The sequence below is a fragment of the Nesterenkonia halotolerans genome (assembly GCF_014874065.1).
Classification (GTDB): domain Bacteria; phylum Actinomycetota; class Actinomycetes; order Actinomycetales; family Micrococcaceae; genus Nesterenkonia; species Nesterenkonia halotolerans.
In genome coordinates, this window is record NZ_JADBEE010000001.1 from 1,835,141 (window position 1) to 1,852,029 (window position 16,889).

The 16,889-nt window shown below is 62.0% G+C and carries 12 protein-coding genes and 1 tRNA gene; 6 read left to right on the forward strand and 7 right to left on the reverse strand.

Annotated elements, in window-relative coordinates; all coding sequences use genetic code 11:
- Positions 1–39: 39 nt before the first annotated feature.
- A complete protein-coding gene (locus H4W26_RS08335) occupies positions 40–867 on the reverse strand; it encodes an ABC transporter ATP-binding protein (RefSeq protein ID WP_192591599.1) in 828 nt (275 codons plus the stop codon).
- Between the two features lie 429 nt (positions 868–1,296).
- Here H4W26_RS08335 and H4W26_RS08340 point away from each other — a divergent pair, with 429 nt between their 5' ends.
- Complete coding sequence (locus tag H4W26_RS08340; protein WP_192591600.1) at positions 1,297–1,599, forward strand: histone-like nucleoid-structuring protein Lsr2; 303 nt, start codon at positions 1,297–1,299, stop codon at positions 1,597–1,599.
- Positions 1,600–1,933: 334 nt separating this feature from the next.
- On the opposite strand, the gene H4W26_RS08345 is transcribed toward H4W26_RS08340, so the two are convergent.
- A complete protein-coding gene (locus H4W26_RS08345) occupies positions 1,934–7,054 on the reverse strand; it encodes a DUF7507 domain-containing protein (RefSeq protein ID WP_192591601.1) in 5,121 nt (1,706 codons plus the stop codon).
- Between the two features lie 874 nt (positions 7,055–7,928).
- Between H4W26_RS08345 and H4W26_RS08350 the strand changes: the two genes are divergently transcribed.
- Both H4W26_RS08350 and H4W26_RS08355 read left to right on the forward strand, forming a co-directional pair.
- Positions 7,929–10,292: a LuxR C-terminal-related transcriptional regulator gene (locus tag H4W26_RS08350; RefSeq protein WP_192591602.1), complete on the forward strand. Its 2,364-nt coding sequence runs from the start codon at positions 7,929–7,931 to the stop codon at positions 10,290–10,292.
- A 320-nt stretch (positions 10,293–10,612) separates the two neighbouring features.
- Positions 10,613–11,053 (forward strand): hypothetical protein, encoded by a 441-nt coding sequence (locus tag H4W26_RS08355; protein WP_192591603.1) that lies wholly within the window; start codon positions 10,613–10,615, stop codon positions 11,051–11,053.
- Positions 11,054–11,382: 329 nt separating this feature from the next.
- Here the strand turns inward: H4W26_RS08355 and H4W26_RS08360 are convergent, their stop codons facing one another.
- Positions 11,383–11,745: a hypothetical protein gene (locus H4W26_RS08360; RefSeq protein WP_192591604.1), complete on the reverse strand. Its 363-nt coding sequence runs from the start codon at positions 11,743–11,745 to the stop codon at positions 11,383–11,385.
- A gap of 728 nt (positions 11,746–12,473) precedes the next feature.
- Positions 12,474–12,544 (reverse strand) — tRNA-Gly (locus tag H4W26_RS08365).
- A gap of 130 nt (positions 12,545–12,674) precedes the next feature.
- Between H4W26_RS08365 and H4W26_RS08370 the strand changes: the two genes are divergently transcribed.
- Positions 12,675–13,937 carry a phospholipase D-like domain-containing protein gene (locus tag H4W26_RS08370; RefSeq protein WP_192591605.1) on the forward strand — a complete coding sequence of 421 codons (1,263 nt, stop codon included), beginning with the start codon at positions 12,675–12,677 and terminating at the stop codon, positions 13,935–13,937.
- A gap of 67 nt (positions 13,938–14,004) precedes the next feature.
- Here the strand turns inward: H4W26_RS08370 and H4W26_RS08375 are convergent, their stop codons facing one another.
- Genes H4W26_RS08375 through H4W26_RS08385 form a run of 3 tightly spaced genes read right to left on the reverse strand, consistent with a single transcriptional unit; the run spans position 14,005 to position 15,438 of the window.
- Positions 14,005–14,352, reverse strand: a complete 348-nt coding sequence (locus H4W26_RS08375) for a hypothetical protein (protein WP_192591606.1) — start codon at positions 14,350–14,352, stop codon at positions 14,005–14,007.
- Entirely contained in the window at positions 14,345–14,821 is a 477-nt protein-coding gene (locus tag H4W26_RS08380; protein WP_192591607.1) for a hypothetical protein, read from the reverse strand. The genes H4W26_RS08375 and H4W26_RS08380 overlap by 8 nt, the downstream gene beginning before the upstream one ends.
- Positions 14,822–14,853: 32 nt before the next feature.
- The gene (locus H4W26_RS08385; protein ID WP_192591608.1) at positions 14,854–15,438 is read right to left on the reverse strand and encodes an RNA polymerase sigma factor; all 585 of its coding nucleotides are present in this window, start codon (positions 15,436–15,438) and stop codon (positions 14,854–14,856) included.
- Positions 15,439–15,574: 136 nt separating this feature from the next.
- Between H4W26_RS08385 and H4W26_RS08390 the strand changes: the two genes are divergently transcribed.
- The gene (locus tag H4W26_RS08390) at positions 15,575–16,186 is read left to right on the forward strand and encodes a malonic semialdehyde reductase (protein ID WP_225939646.1); all 612 of its coding nucleotides are present in this window, start codon (positions 15,575–15,577) and stop codon (positions 16,184–16,186) included.
- An 86-nt stretch (positions 16,187–16,272) separates the two neighbouring features.
- Complete coding sequence (locus tag H4W26_RS08395) at positions 16,273–16,827, forward strand: type 1 glutamine amidotransferase domain-containing protein (protein ID WP_192591610.1); 555 nt, start codon at positions 16,273–16,275, stop codon at positions 16,825–16,827.
- Positions 16,828–16,889: the final 62 nt, after the last annotated feature.

Consider the following 16,889-nt stretch of genomic DNA (forward strand, 5'->3'; position numbering starts at 1 on the left):
CACCGGAACGTAGATTAGCCCGCAACACAGGAACCCGGCTCATCGCTGCGGCCCCGCCTCGGTAACCCGGTCATGGCCTGAGGCAGACCCGGCCGATCCCGACGACGCCGCCTGGAGCATCGCTGCGGCCAGCTGCGGGGCGGACGGGTGGTGCAGTGTCTCCACCACGCGGCCGTCGGAGAGCAGCACGGTGCTGTCTGCCTGGGCTGCGGCGGTCGCATCGTGGGTCACCATGATCACGGTCTGGCCGAATTCATCGACCGCAGTACGCAGCAGGTCCAGCACTTCGGCTCCGGCAGTCTGATCCAGGTTCCCGGTAGGTTCATCGGCGAAGACCACTGCGGGGCGTGAGACCAACGCTCGTGCGACCGCGACCCGTTGCTGCTGACCACCGGAGAGCTCAAAGGGACGGTGACCGAGCCGATCTGCGAGCCCCAGCCGATCCACCACCTGATCGAAGAACTCGCTGTCGACATTGCGGCCACCGCTCAGAGAAGTGGGCAGCAGAATATTCTCTTCAGCAGTCATGGCCGGGACCAGGTTGTACGCCTGGAAGATGAAGCCGATGTTAGCTCGACGCACCAGCGTGAGCTGCTTCTCGGAAAGCCCCGCGAGACTCACTGGTCCACTTTCCGTGGCCAACGTGATCGTGCCTGAATCCGGGACATCGAGCCCCGCCAGCACGTGCATCAACGTCGACTTGCCCGAACCCGAGGGCCCCATGACTGCGGTGAAGCACCCAGCGGGGAAACTGACGCTCAGCTCCTGCAAAGGTTTCACGGCGGTGTCACCGTCACCATAGACCTTGGTCAGCGATTCGGCGCGCACGGCTTCGTGGACAGGGTTTGGGCTGTTCAGTGGTTTCATCACGCTCAACCCTAGAGATCAGTGCCTGCGGTGACATCGGAGCAGAGGATGATCCCCACCTCATCCCGCGGGACGAGTTCCGTGACCGCCTAAGGCCGCGAAAGTCGCTTGAGCCAAACTCCTTGACCTGATGCTTCCTTCACCCGGCGCGCGGAACTCACACTCTGCGTGCGCGATCGATCTCCCCATGAGGAGAACGGACTCACCGCACCTTGCTTCGCTGCTCCCTTAACCCGCTAGAACCTGCCGATCAGAAGCATATTTTCAGCTGAGGTAAACCTGACCATTGCTCATACTCTCGTCGATTATGATTCCCGGTAGTAGTGATGAGTAGCTATATCTTCTATGGGACGGCTCGCCGGTAGAAGTTGATCTGGGGGATGAGACAGACGATGTCTCGACTTCCATCACGCAGTGAGGTGGTTGAAAATGGCTCAGAAGGTAGAAGTGGTTCTAGTAGATGATCTCGACGGCAGTGAGGCGAAAGAGACCGTCGCCTTTGGTCTGGATGCTCGGTTCTATGAGATCGACCTCAGTGAAGAACACGCCAAAGAACTGCGCGAGACACTGAAGAAGTACGTCCGAAAGGGACGCGCGACCGCTCCACCTTCCCCACAGAACGAGGCCCGCCAAATTCGCGAGTGGGCCGTGAAGAACGGTCACAAGGTCTCCGCCAGAGGGCGTCTGCACCGCGACATTGTTGAGGCCTACCGCAACGCCAAGAAGCGCTAACTAGATAACCCTCTAGTCAACGCGGCGGCCCTGGAACAGAGCTTCTGTTCCAGGGCCGCTTGTTTGTGCCCACGAATTACTGGCGCGCCTCTGATGCTTCAACTATGACACCAGATCTCGAGATGCTCCCCTTCTTCGGTTCGACCGCTGCGAGCTTCCCAGCGGGTGCGACTTTGAAACTGAAGGCCCGGTGGGGGCACCTCGTTCTGGGCAGACCACCAGATGATGCTCTTTTCGGTCTTGAGACGCGACTGGCGCTGGATCCCCCTGGATCCAGCGCCAGTCAGTCCTCACCGACCCGGGCTGCCGATCAACCCGGGTCGCGTGGTGAGAACTACTCCCCTGCGTCCACCGTCCTGCGTCGTGATCGCATGAGGGCAACGATCCCGACAGTCAAGACCAACAGGGCAAGGGCAAGGATCCCAGCCATGGTGGTACCGGTGGTCGCCAGAGGTCCTTGATCCGACTGTTCTGCCTCCGGCAGCTCCAGTCGGTGATCATCTCCGCTACTCACGGGCTCTCCCGCCGGTGGTGTGCCGGTGGCCGTGGCGGTGTTATCCACGAACCCTGCACCCAGGTCACCGTCGGTCAGCGCGTAGCTGGCTTCGGCAGTCACTGTCTCACCTGGGGCGAGTACGCCTGCCTCGGAGGGCCATTCACCGTAGGTGATCTCGGAGAGTCCTTCGAGCTCGTCGGTGATGAACACCTCGCGCAGTGTGGTGTCACCGGTGTTGGTGACCTCGAACTGGTAGGTCGCTTCATCACCTTCGGACGCGGAGTCGGTGTCCTGGAGCGTCCCTGACTTCACCAGGGCGATACCAGGAGTCCCGGGAATGGGCTGCTGATGCTCATCCTCGTCGACCACGGGGTCCTCACCCTCGGGCGGGGTGCCCGTGACGCTGGCCTGGTTGTCGATCTGACCGGTAGCCAGGTCCGCCGCGGTGAGGTCGTAGACCGCCGTGGCGGTCACCGATTCACCTGGTGCCAGCACGAACTCTTCGTTGGGCCATCCGCCGTAGGTGACCTCAGAGAGGCCCTCCATCTCATCGGTGATGGACACCTCGCCCAGGGAGACGCTGCCAGTGTTGGTCACGATGAACGTGTACAGCATCTGATCCCCCGCGGCCGAGACTGCGCCGCGGTCGAGTTCACCGGTCTTGTCCAGAGAGATACCGGCCCCCGGAATCAGGGGCACGGTGACATCGTCTTCGTCCTGGACCGGCTCCTCAGACGGGGTGGTACCGGTCACGGTGGCAGTGTTCTCCACCTCTGCGGCGTCCACGTCGTCCTGGGTCAGCTGGTAGGTCGCCGTGGCGTCTACCGACTCACCCGGAGCCAGCGTGTTCTCCTCGTTCGGCCACTCGCCGAAGCTGACCTCGGAGAGCCCCTCGAGCTCATCGTCAATAGTCACGCCACTGAGGGTGACGTTGCCAGTGTTGGTGGCAGTGAAGGAGTAGGCCACCGTGTCACCGGCGGCACCTTCAACACCTTCGTTGAGCTGACCGGTCTTACTCAGTTCGATCATGCCCAGTTCAGGCAGCGGCTCCTCGTGAGTGCCCTCGTCGGTGACCGGCTCCCCGGAAGGCGGCGTGCCTTCCGCGGTGGCGGTGTTCTCGATGGACCCGGCGTCGATGTCGGCCTGGGTCAGCTCATAGCTGGCCGAGGCTGAGACCGTCTCGCCGGGAGCGAGAGTGAACTCCTCGTTCGGCCACTCACCGAAGCTGACCTCAGAGAGCCCATCGAGCTCATCGATCACAGTGACCTCAGTCAGTGTGGTGTTGCCGCTGTTGGCGATGATGAAGTCGTAGTTCATCGTGTCACCAGCAACACCAGTGGCGTCACGGTCCAGGGCGCCGGACTTCTCCATAGTGATGCCCGGTTCCTGCGGCACCTGCTGGGTGTGGTCATCCTGGTCATCAACGGGATCTCCCGCCGGTGGGGTGCCGGTGGTAGTCGCGGTGTTGTCCACCTGGCCACGATCGATGTCGGACTGGCTCAGCTCGTAGCTGGCCGAGGCTGACACCGTCTCGCCGGGAGCGAGGGTGAACTTCTCGTTCGGCCACTCTTCGAAGGTGATCTCCGAGAGCCCATCGAGCTCATCGGTCAGCGTGACGTCGGTGAGTGTGACGTTGCCGTCGTTGGTGATCTCGAAGGTGTAATCCACGACATCACCCGGCGCGCCGGCAGCGTCCTCCGGCAGCTGACCGTCCTTGACCACTGCGATTGAGGCATCGGGTTCCACCGGGTAGGTGACCTCGTCCTCATCCACGGGTGGCTCCGGGTCATTGACGTTATCCCCGGGAGGGGTGCCGGTGGTGGTGGCATCGTTGGTGATCTCACCAGCATTCACGTCAGCCTGGGTCAGCGTGTAGGTCGCCGTCGCGGTGACGGTCTCACCTGGGGCAAGCACACCGGCCTCTGTCGGCCATTCGCCGAAGGTGACCTCGGAGAGGCCTTCCATGTCATCGGTGAGGACCACGTCATTCAGTGTCACGGTACCGGTGTTGGTCACCTCGAAGGTGTAGGTGACCTCGTCTCCTGCAGCAGCAGCAGCGACGTCATCGGAGACGGTCTTGACCAGGCTGATCCCGGTGGTCGGCGGAACCGTGACGGTGGCAGTGTCCTCGTCGGTGACGGGGTCTTCCTCACCCGGCGGGGTCCCGGTGACGTCGGCAGTGTTGGTGACCTCACCGAGGTCCACGTCTGCTTGAGTCAACGGATAAGACGCCGTCGCGGAGACGCTCTCCCCTGGGGCGAGCACGCCGGCCTCGTTGGGCCATTCATCGAAGTTGATCTCGGCGACACCGTCGAGCATGTCATCGCTGAGTTCGATGCTGTTCAGGGTCGTGTTGCCGTTGTTGGTGATCAGGAACGTGTAGTCGACCAGATCACCTGCGGCGTTGGTGCCTTCGGGGTCCAGGGCGCCGATCTTGGCCAGCCCGATGCTGGGTTCGAAGGGAACGGTGATGTCCTCTTCGTCTTCATCGGTCACCGTGTTCTCGCCGCTGGGGGTTGTCCCTTCGACGGTGGCGGTGTTTTCGATGACCTGATTATCGACATCGGCCTGAGTGATTTCGTAGTCAGCTGTCGCGACGACCTGCTCACCCGGAGCAAGGACGAATTCTTCTCCAGGCCATTCGCCGTAGGTGATCTCGGAGACGCCATCGAGCATGTCGTCACTGAGAGCGATGCTGTTCAGCGTGACGTCGCCATTGTTGGTAATGGTGAACTGGTAGGTGAACTCGTCCCCGACCTCGCCCTCCGTGTCGTCGTCGAGCAGAGCGACCTTGGTGAGGTTGATGTTCGGGGCCCCGGTGGTGGGCACGATGTGATCATCGGTGTCGGTGACGTCCTCGCCATTGGGCGGGGTGCCAGCGACGGAGGCTTCGTTGTACACCTGGCCGGCATCCACATCAGCCTGGGTCAGCGTGTAAGGAGCAGTTGCCGTGACTGACTCACCCGGCGCCAGCGATCCGGGCTCGCCGGGCCATTCACCGAAGGTGAACTCGGCGTCTTCGCCGAGCAGCTCGTCCGTCAGGCGGAGGTCGGTGAGGCTGACGTTGCCGTCGTTGGTGATGGTGAATTCGTACCCAACGGTGTCACCGACGAGTCCTTCTGATTCGTCGGTGAGGCCGCCCTGTTTCTCGAGGATGATGGCGGGGTTCTGATCCACCGGGACGGTGTCCTCGGCTGTGTCGGTGGCTTCGCCACCATTCTGAGATACCCCGTAGGTGGTGGCCGTGTTGTTGACCTGGCCGGCGTTGATGTCGGCCTGGGTCAGCTCATAGCTGGCGCTGGCGGTAACAGACTCGCCGGGGGCGAGCACGAATTCCTCGGCTGGCCACTCATCGAAGCTAATCTCGGAAAGACCCTCAAGCACATCGCTGAGCGCGACGTCGTAAAGGGTGACGTTTCCGTCGTTGGTGATCTCAAAGTCATAGGCAACCGTCTCTCCCGGGACGCCGTCAGCGTCGTCGGGGAGCTGGCCGGACTTCGTCAGGGCGATGCTGGGGACACCGTCGATGGGGAGAGTGTTTTCGTCTTCGTCCGTGACCGGTGGCCCGTTGGGCGGGTTACCGGTGGTGCCGGCGTTGTTATAGACGAACCCGTTGTCCACATCGGTCTGAGTCAGCGAATAGGTGGCGGTCGCAGTGACACTCTCACCTACAGCGAGCTGTCCTGCTTCTGCCGGCCATTCACCGAAAGTGATCTCGGATAGTCCTTCGAGGTCATCGCTGATCGTGACATCGGTGAGGTCGACGTTGCCGGTGTTCTCGACCTCGAAGGTGTAGGTCATCTGATCGCCCGCGATACCTGCCGCGCCCTCAGACAGGGCCCCGGTCTTGGTGAGGCTGATCGCTGGAGTGTACTCAGGCAGCTCAACACGGTCGGGGTCTTCATCGTTGACTGGATCACCGGCAGGGGGCGTGCCGGTCACGAGGCCAAGGTTATCGACGTAGCCGCGGGCGACATCGTCCTCGGTCACCGTGTAGGTCGCAGTTGCGGAGACGGATTCTCCTTCACGCAGCACGAACTCTTCACTGGGCCATTCGCCGTAGGAGATCTCGGAGACCCCTGGGAGCTCATCGGTCAGGGAGATGACGGTCAGCGTCACGGCACCGGTGTTGGTCACCTCGAAGTCATAGGTGATCTCTTCACCGGCAACGCCGAGCGCCCCATCCTGCAGGGACCCAGTCTTGGTGACGTCGATGGTGGCGCAGTTCTCATTGATCAGATTGATCAGCGTTCCCTGCAGCGCGGCAAAGTCAGTCGGGTAGTAGTCCTGATCCAGCTGGGTACCGGTGACCTGGGGGATGTTCTCGTAGAACTCATCCAGACCAGCGCCCTGGAGGTTATCGATCAGCCCGACGCCGACGATACGCGTTCCCTGGGCTTTCAGAGAGTTCGCGCTGGTGACCGCGGCGTCGATGGTTGCCTGATTGGTGGAGTTACCAAGTCCGGATCGGTCGGGGCCATAGAACGTCGGGCTGCCGTCAGTGAGAAACAGTACGGAGTCGTAGAACTCTGGGGCGTCACGCAGGTCAGCGAACGCTTGATCCCAGTTTGTTCCGCCGGCGTTCCCGCCTGGCAGCGAGAGTCCGTTGATCTTGTCCTTCAGGACCTGACTGCCACCTGCGTCTGTGTTGGTCAGGCCGAGTGTCGCATTGTTAGCGCCCGCTGCTGGTCCTTCTGAGGCGAACGTGTGCACCGCGATGCTCACCGGGTACTCCGCGAGACCGTCGATCAAGTTGTTGAGCTGAGACTTCAACTGGTCCAGCTGTCCGTCCCCGACGGAGTTGGACAGGTCCACGCTCAGTGCAAGGTTCAGCTGTTCACACTGCTGGGGGAACTCAGGGTTCGGAGCGGCCGGCACCGTCGAAGGCACCGCCGTCGCCGGCGCGGCGCCGAGCAACGCAGTACCTAGAGCCAACGTGGCGGCAACGACGAACGTCACGATCCTGCGAGACCACCGTTGCACAGTGCTCACCATGGACAGACCGTCACCTGAGGCACGAGACCGTGCGTGGACGCGTTCAGACATAGAAGTATTCCTCGAGATTGACCAACACATGACGACGACCGCGTCCTGAATTGGTGTGAGCTCTGCAAGGGTGAACTCACCTCCATTGACTCGTTCATAGAACAAAGCCAAGTGGACAGGGCGGCCGTCCGACAGCGACATTATCAGGATAAAGACAGCTTTTAAATAGTTTCCGCACAGATTACTTCGACCAAATATGCCTGCTTAATATTCCACAATTTTTGGGTTATTTTGAGGGTTATTAACCGGGTGATGCAAGAAAATCGGTAACTCTCGAACTAACGCTGTGCTAGGTCCACCAAGAAACTTGTCGACACCTCGAATCGCGGGCAGGCCTGAATAGGATGGGCGCTTCTCTGGTTGTTCGAAGGCCGCGTGCCGACGCCCAGAGGCCTACCCACGCATCCTCCGACTGTGACGACGACCTAGCGTCTTTGGCTGGGGGTATCGAAGAGGGAGTCCTTGGACTCTGTCGTGTCGCACGGTTGGACATCCACTGGACACGTCAACTGAGTAAGTCAGCAACCTCGTCATATTTGCCACTGACATCGAGCATAAAATGCAGAATTCTGGGCTCAAATGTTCCAGCATGCGACACATTCGTGATGCCATTTCCCCCCTCAGTACTGTGTCGTCTAGTGTTCGTGCACAGTCTTCTATCAACCACTCGTGTTGTTTTTCGAGGACCGTTTGAAGGTCTTTACGACATGCTTATCCGTTCTCAGTCGTGATGTCTCACAGGCATACAACGGCACATCTGGAGGTCATCTTCTTGCCGTATTCACGCATGCTCGAGGAGTTGGCGAAGAATGCTCAGCATCCGACGTGGGAACGCTTCGCTACCACGATGGATGACGATGTCTCCGTGCTGATGGTTCATGCGCCCGACGGCATTGGGGCATCATGGTTTACCAACTCGTGGCGCCCGGGCGAAGACAGAAGAACGACCCACGTCCCCGCGGATTCGTATCCGCAGACGGCCTCGCAGCTGCAGCTGCCTGAATCACAGTCCGGCACAGAGACCGCGTCGGCCACTGTTCTTCTGTTGGAATCCGCTCGTTTCCGGTGGGAACTTCTCGCAGAAACCCAATGGCGAATGGCCAGCGCAGAGGACCTGCTCCTCAGTCCTGCGGAGATCGCCGAGCTCGTCTCCAGGATTCACGCACTTCAGGACTACGCTGCAATCAGCGAGACCTCTGCACTTGAACAGGCCCACCGCATTTATCGCGCGACAGGTGGGTGGCTGGAGCCTTCGCTGGTGTTGATCAATGACCCGGCCCACACCGTGCAAGCCCAAGAGATGGTGCTTCCGTTCGTCGCGCGCTGGGTAGAGCGCGTCGAGGCAGGCCAAGCGATCGCTATGGCGTCCTACCTGCCGACGATTACCGCGGCGTCCCTCGACGCTCTTTTCTCTGAAGTTTCCGACGAGGCAACCACCATCGAGGCGATGACGACCGCTGGCATCCTGCGGGAGGACTCGGAGGGTGAGTATTTCCTTCCCGAGATGATCCGTGGTGCTTTGCAACGGCTTATCCGCCAAGATGATCCGGTTGCTGCGGAAGAACTCACCGTCGCGGCGATGAAAACCACAACCAGGTCAGCGGGTGTGGAACTCGTTCTGGAACAAGCACATAGAAGGCGCAAGTGGCAGGCCTTTACCCACATCCTCGGGGAACGCTGGCCTGACTTGTTCACCTCTGATGCACGCAAGATCAATCAGCTGATCTCGCTGCTGCCACGCCGCGTCGTGGTGTCCGCCTTTGGAGATGTGGCCGGGGTCGCTCTACGAATGGCCATGGGCGCCGGCAGAGATCGCATGACCTTCCTCCTTCCCAGCACCGAGCCCCACTACCCCTCTGACCCCGTGGCCCGTCGATTGCGGGAAAAAAGCGAGAGACTCGCCGCCGATCCAGACGTCCAGGCACTGACGGTAGGTCTGCTCGAGACAGGACACCTACGGCTCGTCGGTCTCTACGCGCACTCCGATGAAGCCGCCGGACGTCTGCGCCAGACCCTGGACCAGGCCATGAGCCTGCGTCCAGTCAGGCCGCTGATGGCCAGCGTGGTCGAACTCCAGGCCGGCATGTCCCTCCATATAGGGGGCAGCTATCTTAAGGCCAAACATGCCTACGAGGCCGCTCTCTATTGGGCGGGTGGCGCCGAGAGCTTCTTCCAGCACGCCAACGCCACAGCAAATCTCGCACTGCTTGCCGCCCAAGGCGGGTACACCGCAGATGCCCGTCAGTGGCTGCACCAGCACGATGAAACGATCATCCATGTCGGATGGGGCAAGAATATGGTGGCCCGAGGCGCTGACCTCGCACGAGTGTTGATCGCTCTGACCGAGCTGGACCTCCCCACGGCGGACGACATGCTCAACACTTTGCCCTCTCAGCCCGATACCGACGAGCTATGGCCCGCACACGCCTACGCCATCGCCCTCAGGAACATCCTCGCCGGCAGAGCCCACGAGGCCGTAAACACGACAACGCGCATGCGCAAAGACCGTCCCTACGCGTCCCAGTCGGCACTGGCAGAACAACTCCTCAGTCTCGCGGACCACCTCGCGCTCCTGCACTCCCCCACTACGCAAGGTGCAGTCTCGCCGCGCGAAAGCGTGGGGGCTCACCAAAGCAGGTTCTTCGAAGTTCTGCACAAGCTTCTTCTCGGAGATTTCGACAGCGCACAGACGCTCCTGCAAGCGATTCCACTCACCGAGCTAGGACCTCGCTGGCGCAACATCACCGGAAGCCTCTACCCGTTGTTCGACCTGCATCCCCCGATACCGCAACCCGCCTCATTGGCGAAAGAAGTCTCGGAGGACTCCGCGGAGCTCCTCGACGTGGTCATCCCCTATCTCACCGGGGCACTCGAGGAGTCCGGGGACATCAACCTGCTCTCCACGGAACAACAACAACGGCTAGCCCAGCTCCCTCGTATTACTCTGCAACGAGCCGCTCGCCCACCACTCACCACCAGAGAACTCGAGATCCTCCACTTACTCAGACTCGGCAAAACCCGCCGAGACATCGCTGCACTCGAGCACCGCTCCGAGAACACGGTGAAGGCCCAGATACGCAGTCTCTACCAGAAGCTCGACGCCAATTCACTGGACGAAGCGTTGGATGCAGCACTGAAGTGGGGCTTCTAATGCATCGGCACCACTCCCCCGCGCAATGCTCTCAGGCGTATCCGGCTACTCTCAGCACACCGCGGCCCAGCCTTTGAAGAGACAGCTGAGGCCTGAGTCCCATGCACCACTACGAGCTAGAAGACTCGCAGTTTGTAGAGCTCCGCAATGGAGACCAGCGCTGGCGTATTGGAATCAATCGGGCTGGTCTTGGTCTCACGGAACTCCGCGCCCCCGAGCACCCTGACGCGGACCTCGCTTTGCCTTCGCGAATCTGACGGTAGCTTGGCGGAGCGCCCCGAGCTCTGTACCGGCGGTGACGTCGAAAGTAGGATTCGGTTATGGAAAGCGAGCCGAACGCAGCCTCAGCAGGGGCGACGCTGTCACCGGCCCTCGCTGCGGCTAGAGAGGCCTCGCAAGAGCTGTTGGACCGTCTCGATGAGGACCCTCGGACTCGCCTGCTCCTGGAAGCCGAGATGGCCGAGTATGCCCAAAGGGAGGCAGCCTGGCCGTCTGAGTCAGTTCGGAAGCACCGGCTCATCGCAGTCCGCCACGAGGGGAAGACCTTCTACCCTGCGTTCCAGATTGATCCAGTGCGTCGCGAGCCGCGGGAATGGGTCCCGGCCATGATCGGGCTGCTGAAGGAGGCGGAGTTGACGGGCCGATCGTTCGCCATGTGGGCGGCCAATTCGTGTCCCCGCTTCGGCGGGGCGATCCCCGCAGATCGTGCCGACGACCCTGACTTCCTCACCAAAGCCGCAGGAAGCTTGGCCGATATCTAACCTGGCGCCATACAGTCCTCTCGACGGTGAGGGCCGCTTGTACTATTCCCGGTCGAAGCTCTGAACCACCCCATATGCCGCGAAGAGCGACGATCCGCCAAACCCTTCTCGCGCTCGGGGGCGGAGAGCTCCCCATCCCCGACGATGCCGCTCATATTCGACCCGCTAGGTCGCACCGTAACCGAGCTCCTCGGTGCGGCACCTTTGACTAAGGCCTCAAACGTCGTCAGCCGCATTCTCGCTGCGGCACGGGCTCTCCCCACTCCCTCGGCGATCACTCGGTCTAGTCGAGCGCCCAGACTAATTCTCGTGCAAACTGCGAAGACCCCTCATCCGGCGAAGGTGTCTTCAACTATCGCTACCGCCGCGACCATGACTTCTTTCTCCCGCATATGGCTGATCGCCTCGATCGGCGAGATGTCCCCGAGCCATGGGTGAGCCCCGATGAACCACAGGCGGGCGGTGTGCTCACCTTCGGATTGTGAAACTGTCGTCCAGGCCCGATGCGCGAGTTCCAGGCGTTCCTGGGCTTCTGCTGTGGGGACGACCCCGTCGGTGCGCGCCCACGAGGAGCTGATCGTTCTATCGCGGTTTCCTGCCAGTACAGCAACCAAAGTTGGCCCAAGAGAGCTCCGGAGCTGACGGACAATCTCCCGAACGTTCAATTGACCCGGGTTCTCCGGTGCAATCATGGTTCCATTCTGTACTTCGGAGGCTGAAAAGTCTCCACTGCTCCTTCGCCCCATGCTGGACAGAACCCTTAAACTCTCCGCGAGCATAAGACGTAGGACTCCGCCTGAAGTGCCGGGAAGATCAGTCCCAGCCCGGCTGAGCCAGTCATGCTGGAGTGCATGAGCATCGAGAGGCGGCCTCTCAGGCCTGCCCGGGAGTCAACTGGTATATGCCACTGGTCTGTTGTCGTCGCGCCCGAACTCTTCAGGGTCAGGGAACCGCTTGCGTCACCGCTCGCTACGCTGCAGTTTCGATGGGTAGTTCGTCGTTCGAGGAAGTGACGTCGTCTATCCGTCGCTGCCCGTCCAGGTGTTTACAGACTGCGATTGGCCACACGTGCAGTGAACTTGGTACTGCAATCTAAGGCGCGGACCGCCCCTTCTCGGGCACGATGAGGAGCTCTTCGTGCGTCCCAGGACTTCAGTTCGAACGACGAACCCAGGGCGCACCGGGGCGCACGCGGAGAGCCGCCGACGCAGAATCCCCGGAATTGCGGGGCACACAAGGCGCACCTGACCCACTACGTACTACTACCAATATTCGCCACTTTACTACCCTGGCACCCGGGCCGGCTATCGCGCCTCAGAGCAAAAAGAGCCCCTCTCCAGAATGGGAGAGGGACTCTGATCAGCAGTTTTGCTGTTCTTCTGGGCTTATGCTGGGTCTCAATCAGCTCTGGTGTTCACAGAGCGGGCGACGGGAATCGAACCCGCGTCGTCTGCTTGGGAAGCAGAAGCTTTGCCATTAAGCTACGCCCGCATGTCGGTCGTGAGCACAGGGCTCAATGACCTGACTCGAGATTACCAGGTGCGCTGCAGCAGGGAGACCTCGACGGGCTGAACGTGGTTGCTGCTCCAGTCCGGTACTGCCGGAAAGCTAAAGTAGGGCCATGAGGCATCCCCGGTCCACACGCCGCCCCGGCCACACCCGCGTCTTTCCCATCACCCTGCGGACCCTGGCGGCCACCGCCGCCGCGGTGCCCACTCTCGCCGCCGCCTCGGTCGTGGCAGTGGACCTCGTCAAGCGCAGAGGTCGTAAACAGCGCAGGGCTCCACGGCCAGGGACCTTCCAGGCCCAGGCCGAGGAATCGCAGCTGAGCATCTACACCGATGGCGCCTCGCTGTATGACGACATGATCGCAGCCATCGATTCGGCCGAGCACTCCATCTTCATGGAGACCTACATCTGGAAGAACGACGAGGTCGGACAGCGCTTCATCGACGCATTCAATGCGGCGGCCCGTCGCGGGGTCGATACCTATGTGATCTACGACGGCTTCGCGAACCTCGTGGTGCCCAGCGCCTTCTATCGCCAGCTGGAGGATTCCGTCCATGTCTTCCGGCTGCCGGCAGTGGGCAGGAAGGTCTGGAAGGGACCGCTGCGCTATACCGGAATGAATCACTCCAAGGTCCTGGTGGTCGATGACACGACCGGGTTCGTGGGTGGATACAACATCGGCTCCCTCTTCGCCCGCGAGTGGCGAGACACCCATCTGCGCGAGGTGGGCCCGGCAGCCTGGGGTCTGCGCCAGACGATCGCACGGAAGTGGAATGAGGACCGGCCAGCCGAGGAGCAGGTCCCCTGGATTCCGCCGACCAGCTGGGACCCCACCGTCCGAGTGGCGGCGAACCTGCCCGTGGACCTGGTGTATCCCATTCGGAACATGTACCTCAAGGCGATCGAGCGGTCCCAGCACCACGTCTGGATCTCTACCCCGTACTTCATTCCCGACCAGCAGATCCTGCGGGCTCTGAAGCGGGCAGCGGAGCGGGGCGTGGATGTGCGCGTGATGGTGCCGAAGGCCTCGAACCACGTGCTCGGCGACTGGGTCTCGCGAGGATTCTACGGAGCGATGCTGGACTCTGGAATCACGATCCTGCTCTACGCCACATCTATGATGCACTCCAAGACCGCCACGATCGATGGTCAGTGGTCCACTGTGGGCACAGCCAATATCGACAGACTCTCGCTGTCTTTCAACTACGAATCCAATGTGGAGATCATTGATCCCGGGTTCGCCGCTGAGATGGAGAAGGTCTTCCACAGCGACGCCGAGCACTGTGAGGTTGTGGACCCCCACGCCTGGCGTGATCGCAACCCCATGGCGCGGGTGACCGAGTTCGCACTGATCCCCTTCCGACCGGTGCTCTGAGCCTTCGAGCACCGGAGGCAGCGCAGCTCAGACGCGCCGCGCATCAGAGCGACAGCGGAGCGGGGCCTCAGCGATCCAGTGCGACTCCGATGACCCGCACCTTGATATCCGCGGCTGCACCCGTCCGCTCCCGGAACAGGGAGGTGACTCCTGCGTGGACATCATCGACGACATCCCCTGCGGGTCGGGAACCGTCCGTGTAGAGATCCACGTAGACGCTGATTGCTGATCCCTCGGTCACGATGTCAACTCCAGTGGCCGTCCTGGACTCGCCACCGAAGAGGCGCTGGGCCGTGGCGGTGAGGACCTGGCGGAAACTCGGCACCAGTCGAGCCACCCCCGGGAGATCGGAGACCAGGTCCACCACGGAGATCTCAAGCTCCTCCCGCTGCTGCGGCAGCTGATTCTCATTCATCGTGAACATCCTCCACCATCAGATCCACGCTGCCCGCCTTCACACCGACGATGAGCTGCATGCGTCGGGCTATTCGTTCGCGCAGGCGCGAGGAGAATTCTCTCGGGGAGCTCCCGGCGGCCATGGTCAGCGTGACCTGGAGGTCCAACGGTCGACCGGGCGCGCTTTCGGAGGTGATCCTCACGCGCCGAGCGCGCAGCCCAGGCTCCTCATCCACGGCGGCCCGAACCTGGGCCCGCAGCGAGGAGGTCGTCATGGAGTAGGGAAGACCGGCAGAGGAGAACAGCGCCGTGCTGGGACCCCGCGCTGCCTCGTCTTCCACGATGTTCATGATGCGGGCCTTGAGTCCACTGACCTCGCGCTCCTGGCTGGCCTCGGTGCGCCGATAGTCATCGACGACGCTGCGCAGCCGGTTATAGCTCTCCAGCGTCTCCGCCTCGCTGAGATCGCTGAAGACGTCATCTTCCACGGGATCCTGTTGCGGGCCTGAAGGCGGCGGTGTCATGCCCATGCTTTCATTCCCTCCACGATGGCGATGCGTGCACGATGGATGCGTCCCCGAACACTTCCCTCGGTCAGTCGAAGGACCTCGGCGATCTCCGCGTAGGACTGCCCCTCCACCTCATAGAGCAGCCAGACGAGTCGCTGTTCAGGCGGCAGGGTGGCAAGGACCCGGTCGAGCTCGTCGACCGCCGCCGAGGCCTCAGCGCGATGCTCGACCGAGGCACCCGTTGCTGATTGTTCCACCATGTCTGCCGGATCAACAGTGTCAGTTCGGCGGACCTGTTTCCGACGGAGGAAGTCCAGACAGCCGTTGCTGGCCAGGCGGAAGATCCAGGCTTTGAATGCGGCGGGGTCCTGGAGGGAGTCTAGTCTGCGCCACGTGGTCAGGAACGTGTCCTGGACGATGTCCTCGGCGTCGGCGTTTTGGTGGAGCATGCGGATGCACAGACCGAGGAGTCGGGATTCGTAGCGGTCGACCAGCTGCTCGAAGGCGGCAAGATCACCATCCTGGGCACGTGCAACAAGGGTGACCTCATCGGCACCTGGCGGGGGGGCCGCGTCGCCGGCGGCCTGGCGTGACATGGGCTCATCGTACACAGGGCTGCGGGAAGATCAGCGCCGGTCTCAGCGTTGAACATGTCGGTGCCACATCGGGCGCCGTTGACCACTGGCCATGATGCGCCTGCCGGCGCCGAACCAACCAGCACGAGGAGCACCTATGCCGACGGCTACCGCTACCGTGGATCGCGAGACGATGCATCAACTCTTCGAGGGTCGGCGCACGACGAACCTCTTCTCCGAAGGCGAGGTCGATCTGGATCTCATCGAGCGGGCGTACGCGGACGCGCGCTGGGCGCCGACCTCGATGAACTGCCAGCCGCTGCGCCTGACCGTGCTCAAGCCCGGCCCCCGGCGTGACGCCGTCGTCGAACACTTCAAAGGCGACAACGGGCAGAAGACGTCTGCTGCACCGATGACCGTGGTGGTGGCCTTCGACCCGAACTGGCACGAGCACATGCCGACACTCTTTCCCCACGTGGAGGGGTTGCGCGAGAAGTTCGCCGAACGGCTCGAGTTCCGCGAGAAGATGGGCCGCGACAACGCCTTTCTCCAGGCCGGATACTTCATCCTGGCGCTGCGCGCCCACGGGCTCGACGTCGGCCCCATGGCTGGCCTGGACGCACCCGGCGTTGACTCCGAGGTGCACACCGAGACCGGATGGAAGACGCTGATGGTGCTCAACGTCGGCCACGGACCCAGCGAGGACGAGAATGCGCAGTACCCACGCGGTCCGCGCTTTGATTTCAACGAGGCCGCCCAGGTTCTCTGAGATCCCGAGATTCGACAGGTCGCTGGGGGCGTGAGAACGTGACATCAGCGGCAACGACGAAGTACTGAGCAAGAAGGAGCATCATGATGACCGAGAACTCACCACAGATCACCGGCAAGACCATCGCACTCCTGGTCACCGACGGCGTGGAGCTTCCAGAGCTCACCGAGCCGATCGCGGCCATCACGGCAGCGGGCGGCACCGCCACGATCGTGTCCCCCAACGAGAAGTCGCTGCAGGCCATGGAAGGCGATTGGAAGCACTCTGATCACTTCGACGTCGACGTGCAGCTGAGCTCGGCTGCGGCGAGCGACTACGACGGACTGGTCCTTCCCGGCGGCACGCTCAACGCGGACAGCATTCGCATCAACGAGGATGCGCAGAAGTTCGTCTCTGCGTTCTTCGCGGCGAAGAAGCCGGTCGCGGCCATCTGCCACGGCCTGTGGATCCTCACCGAGGTGGATCAGGTCAAGGGCCGTCGCGTGACGAGCTTCCCCTCCCTGAAGACCGATCTGCGCAACTCCGGCGCCGAGTGGGTCGACGAGTCCGCCGTGGTCAGCGACGGACTGGTCACCTCCCGGACTCCGGATGATCTGGACGACTTCAACCACGCGTTCCTCACGCTGGTCGCCCAGGGCTGATACCCCGCGCCTCGACGAGAAGCGGCCAGGACCTGCAACGGGTCCTGGCCGCTTCTGCGTCA

What these genes read in the sequence shown, in the direction of transcription:
- H4W26_RS08340 (WP_192591600.1), top strand. Translation starts at nt 1,297, where the DNA reads ATGGCTCAGAAGGTAGAAGTGGTTCTAGTAGATGATCTCGACGGCAGT.
- H4W26_RS08335 (WP_192591599.1), bottom strand. Translation starts at nt 867, where the DNA reads ATGAAACCACTGAACAGCCCAAACCCTGTCCACGAAGCCGTGCGCGCC.
- H4W26_RS08395 (WP_192591610.1), top strand. Translation starts at nt 16,273, where the DNA reads ATGACCGAGAACTCACCACAGATCACCGGCAAGACCATCGCACTCCTG.
- H4W26_RS08350 (WP_192591602.1), top strand. Translation starts at nt 7,929, where the DNA reads ATGCTCGAGGAGTTGGCGAAGAATGCTCAGCATCCGACGTGGGAACGC.
- H4W26_RS08385 (WP_192591608.1), bottom strand. Translation starts at nt 15,438, where the DNA reads ATGTCACGCCAGGCCGCCGGCGACGCGGCCCCCCCGCCAGGTGCCGAT.
- H4W26_RS08370 (WP_192591605.1), top strand. Translation starts at nt 12,675, where the DNA reads ATGAGGCATCCCCGGTCCACACGCCGCCCCGGCCACACCCGCGTCTTT.
- H4W26_RS08355 (WP_192591603.1), top strand. Translation starts at nt 10,613, where the DNA reads ATGGAAAGCGAGCCGAACGCAGCCTCAGCAGGGGCGACGCTGTCACCG.
- H4W26_RS08390 (WP_225939646.1), top strand. Translation starts at nt 15,575, where the DNA reads ATGCCGACGGCTACCGCTACCGTGGATCGCGAGACGATGCATCAACTC.
- H4W26_RS08360 (WP_192591604.1), bottom strand. Translation starts at nt 11,745, where the DNA reads ATGATTGCACCGGAGAACCCGGGTCAATTGAACGTTCGGGAGATTGTC.
- H4W26_RS08375 (WP_192591606.1), bottom strand. Translation starts at nt 14,352, where the DNA reads ATGAATGAGAATCAGCTGCCGCAGCAGCGGGAGGAGCTTGAGATCTCC.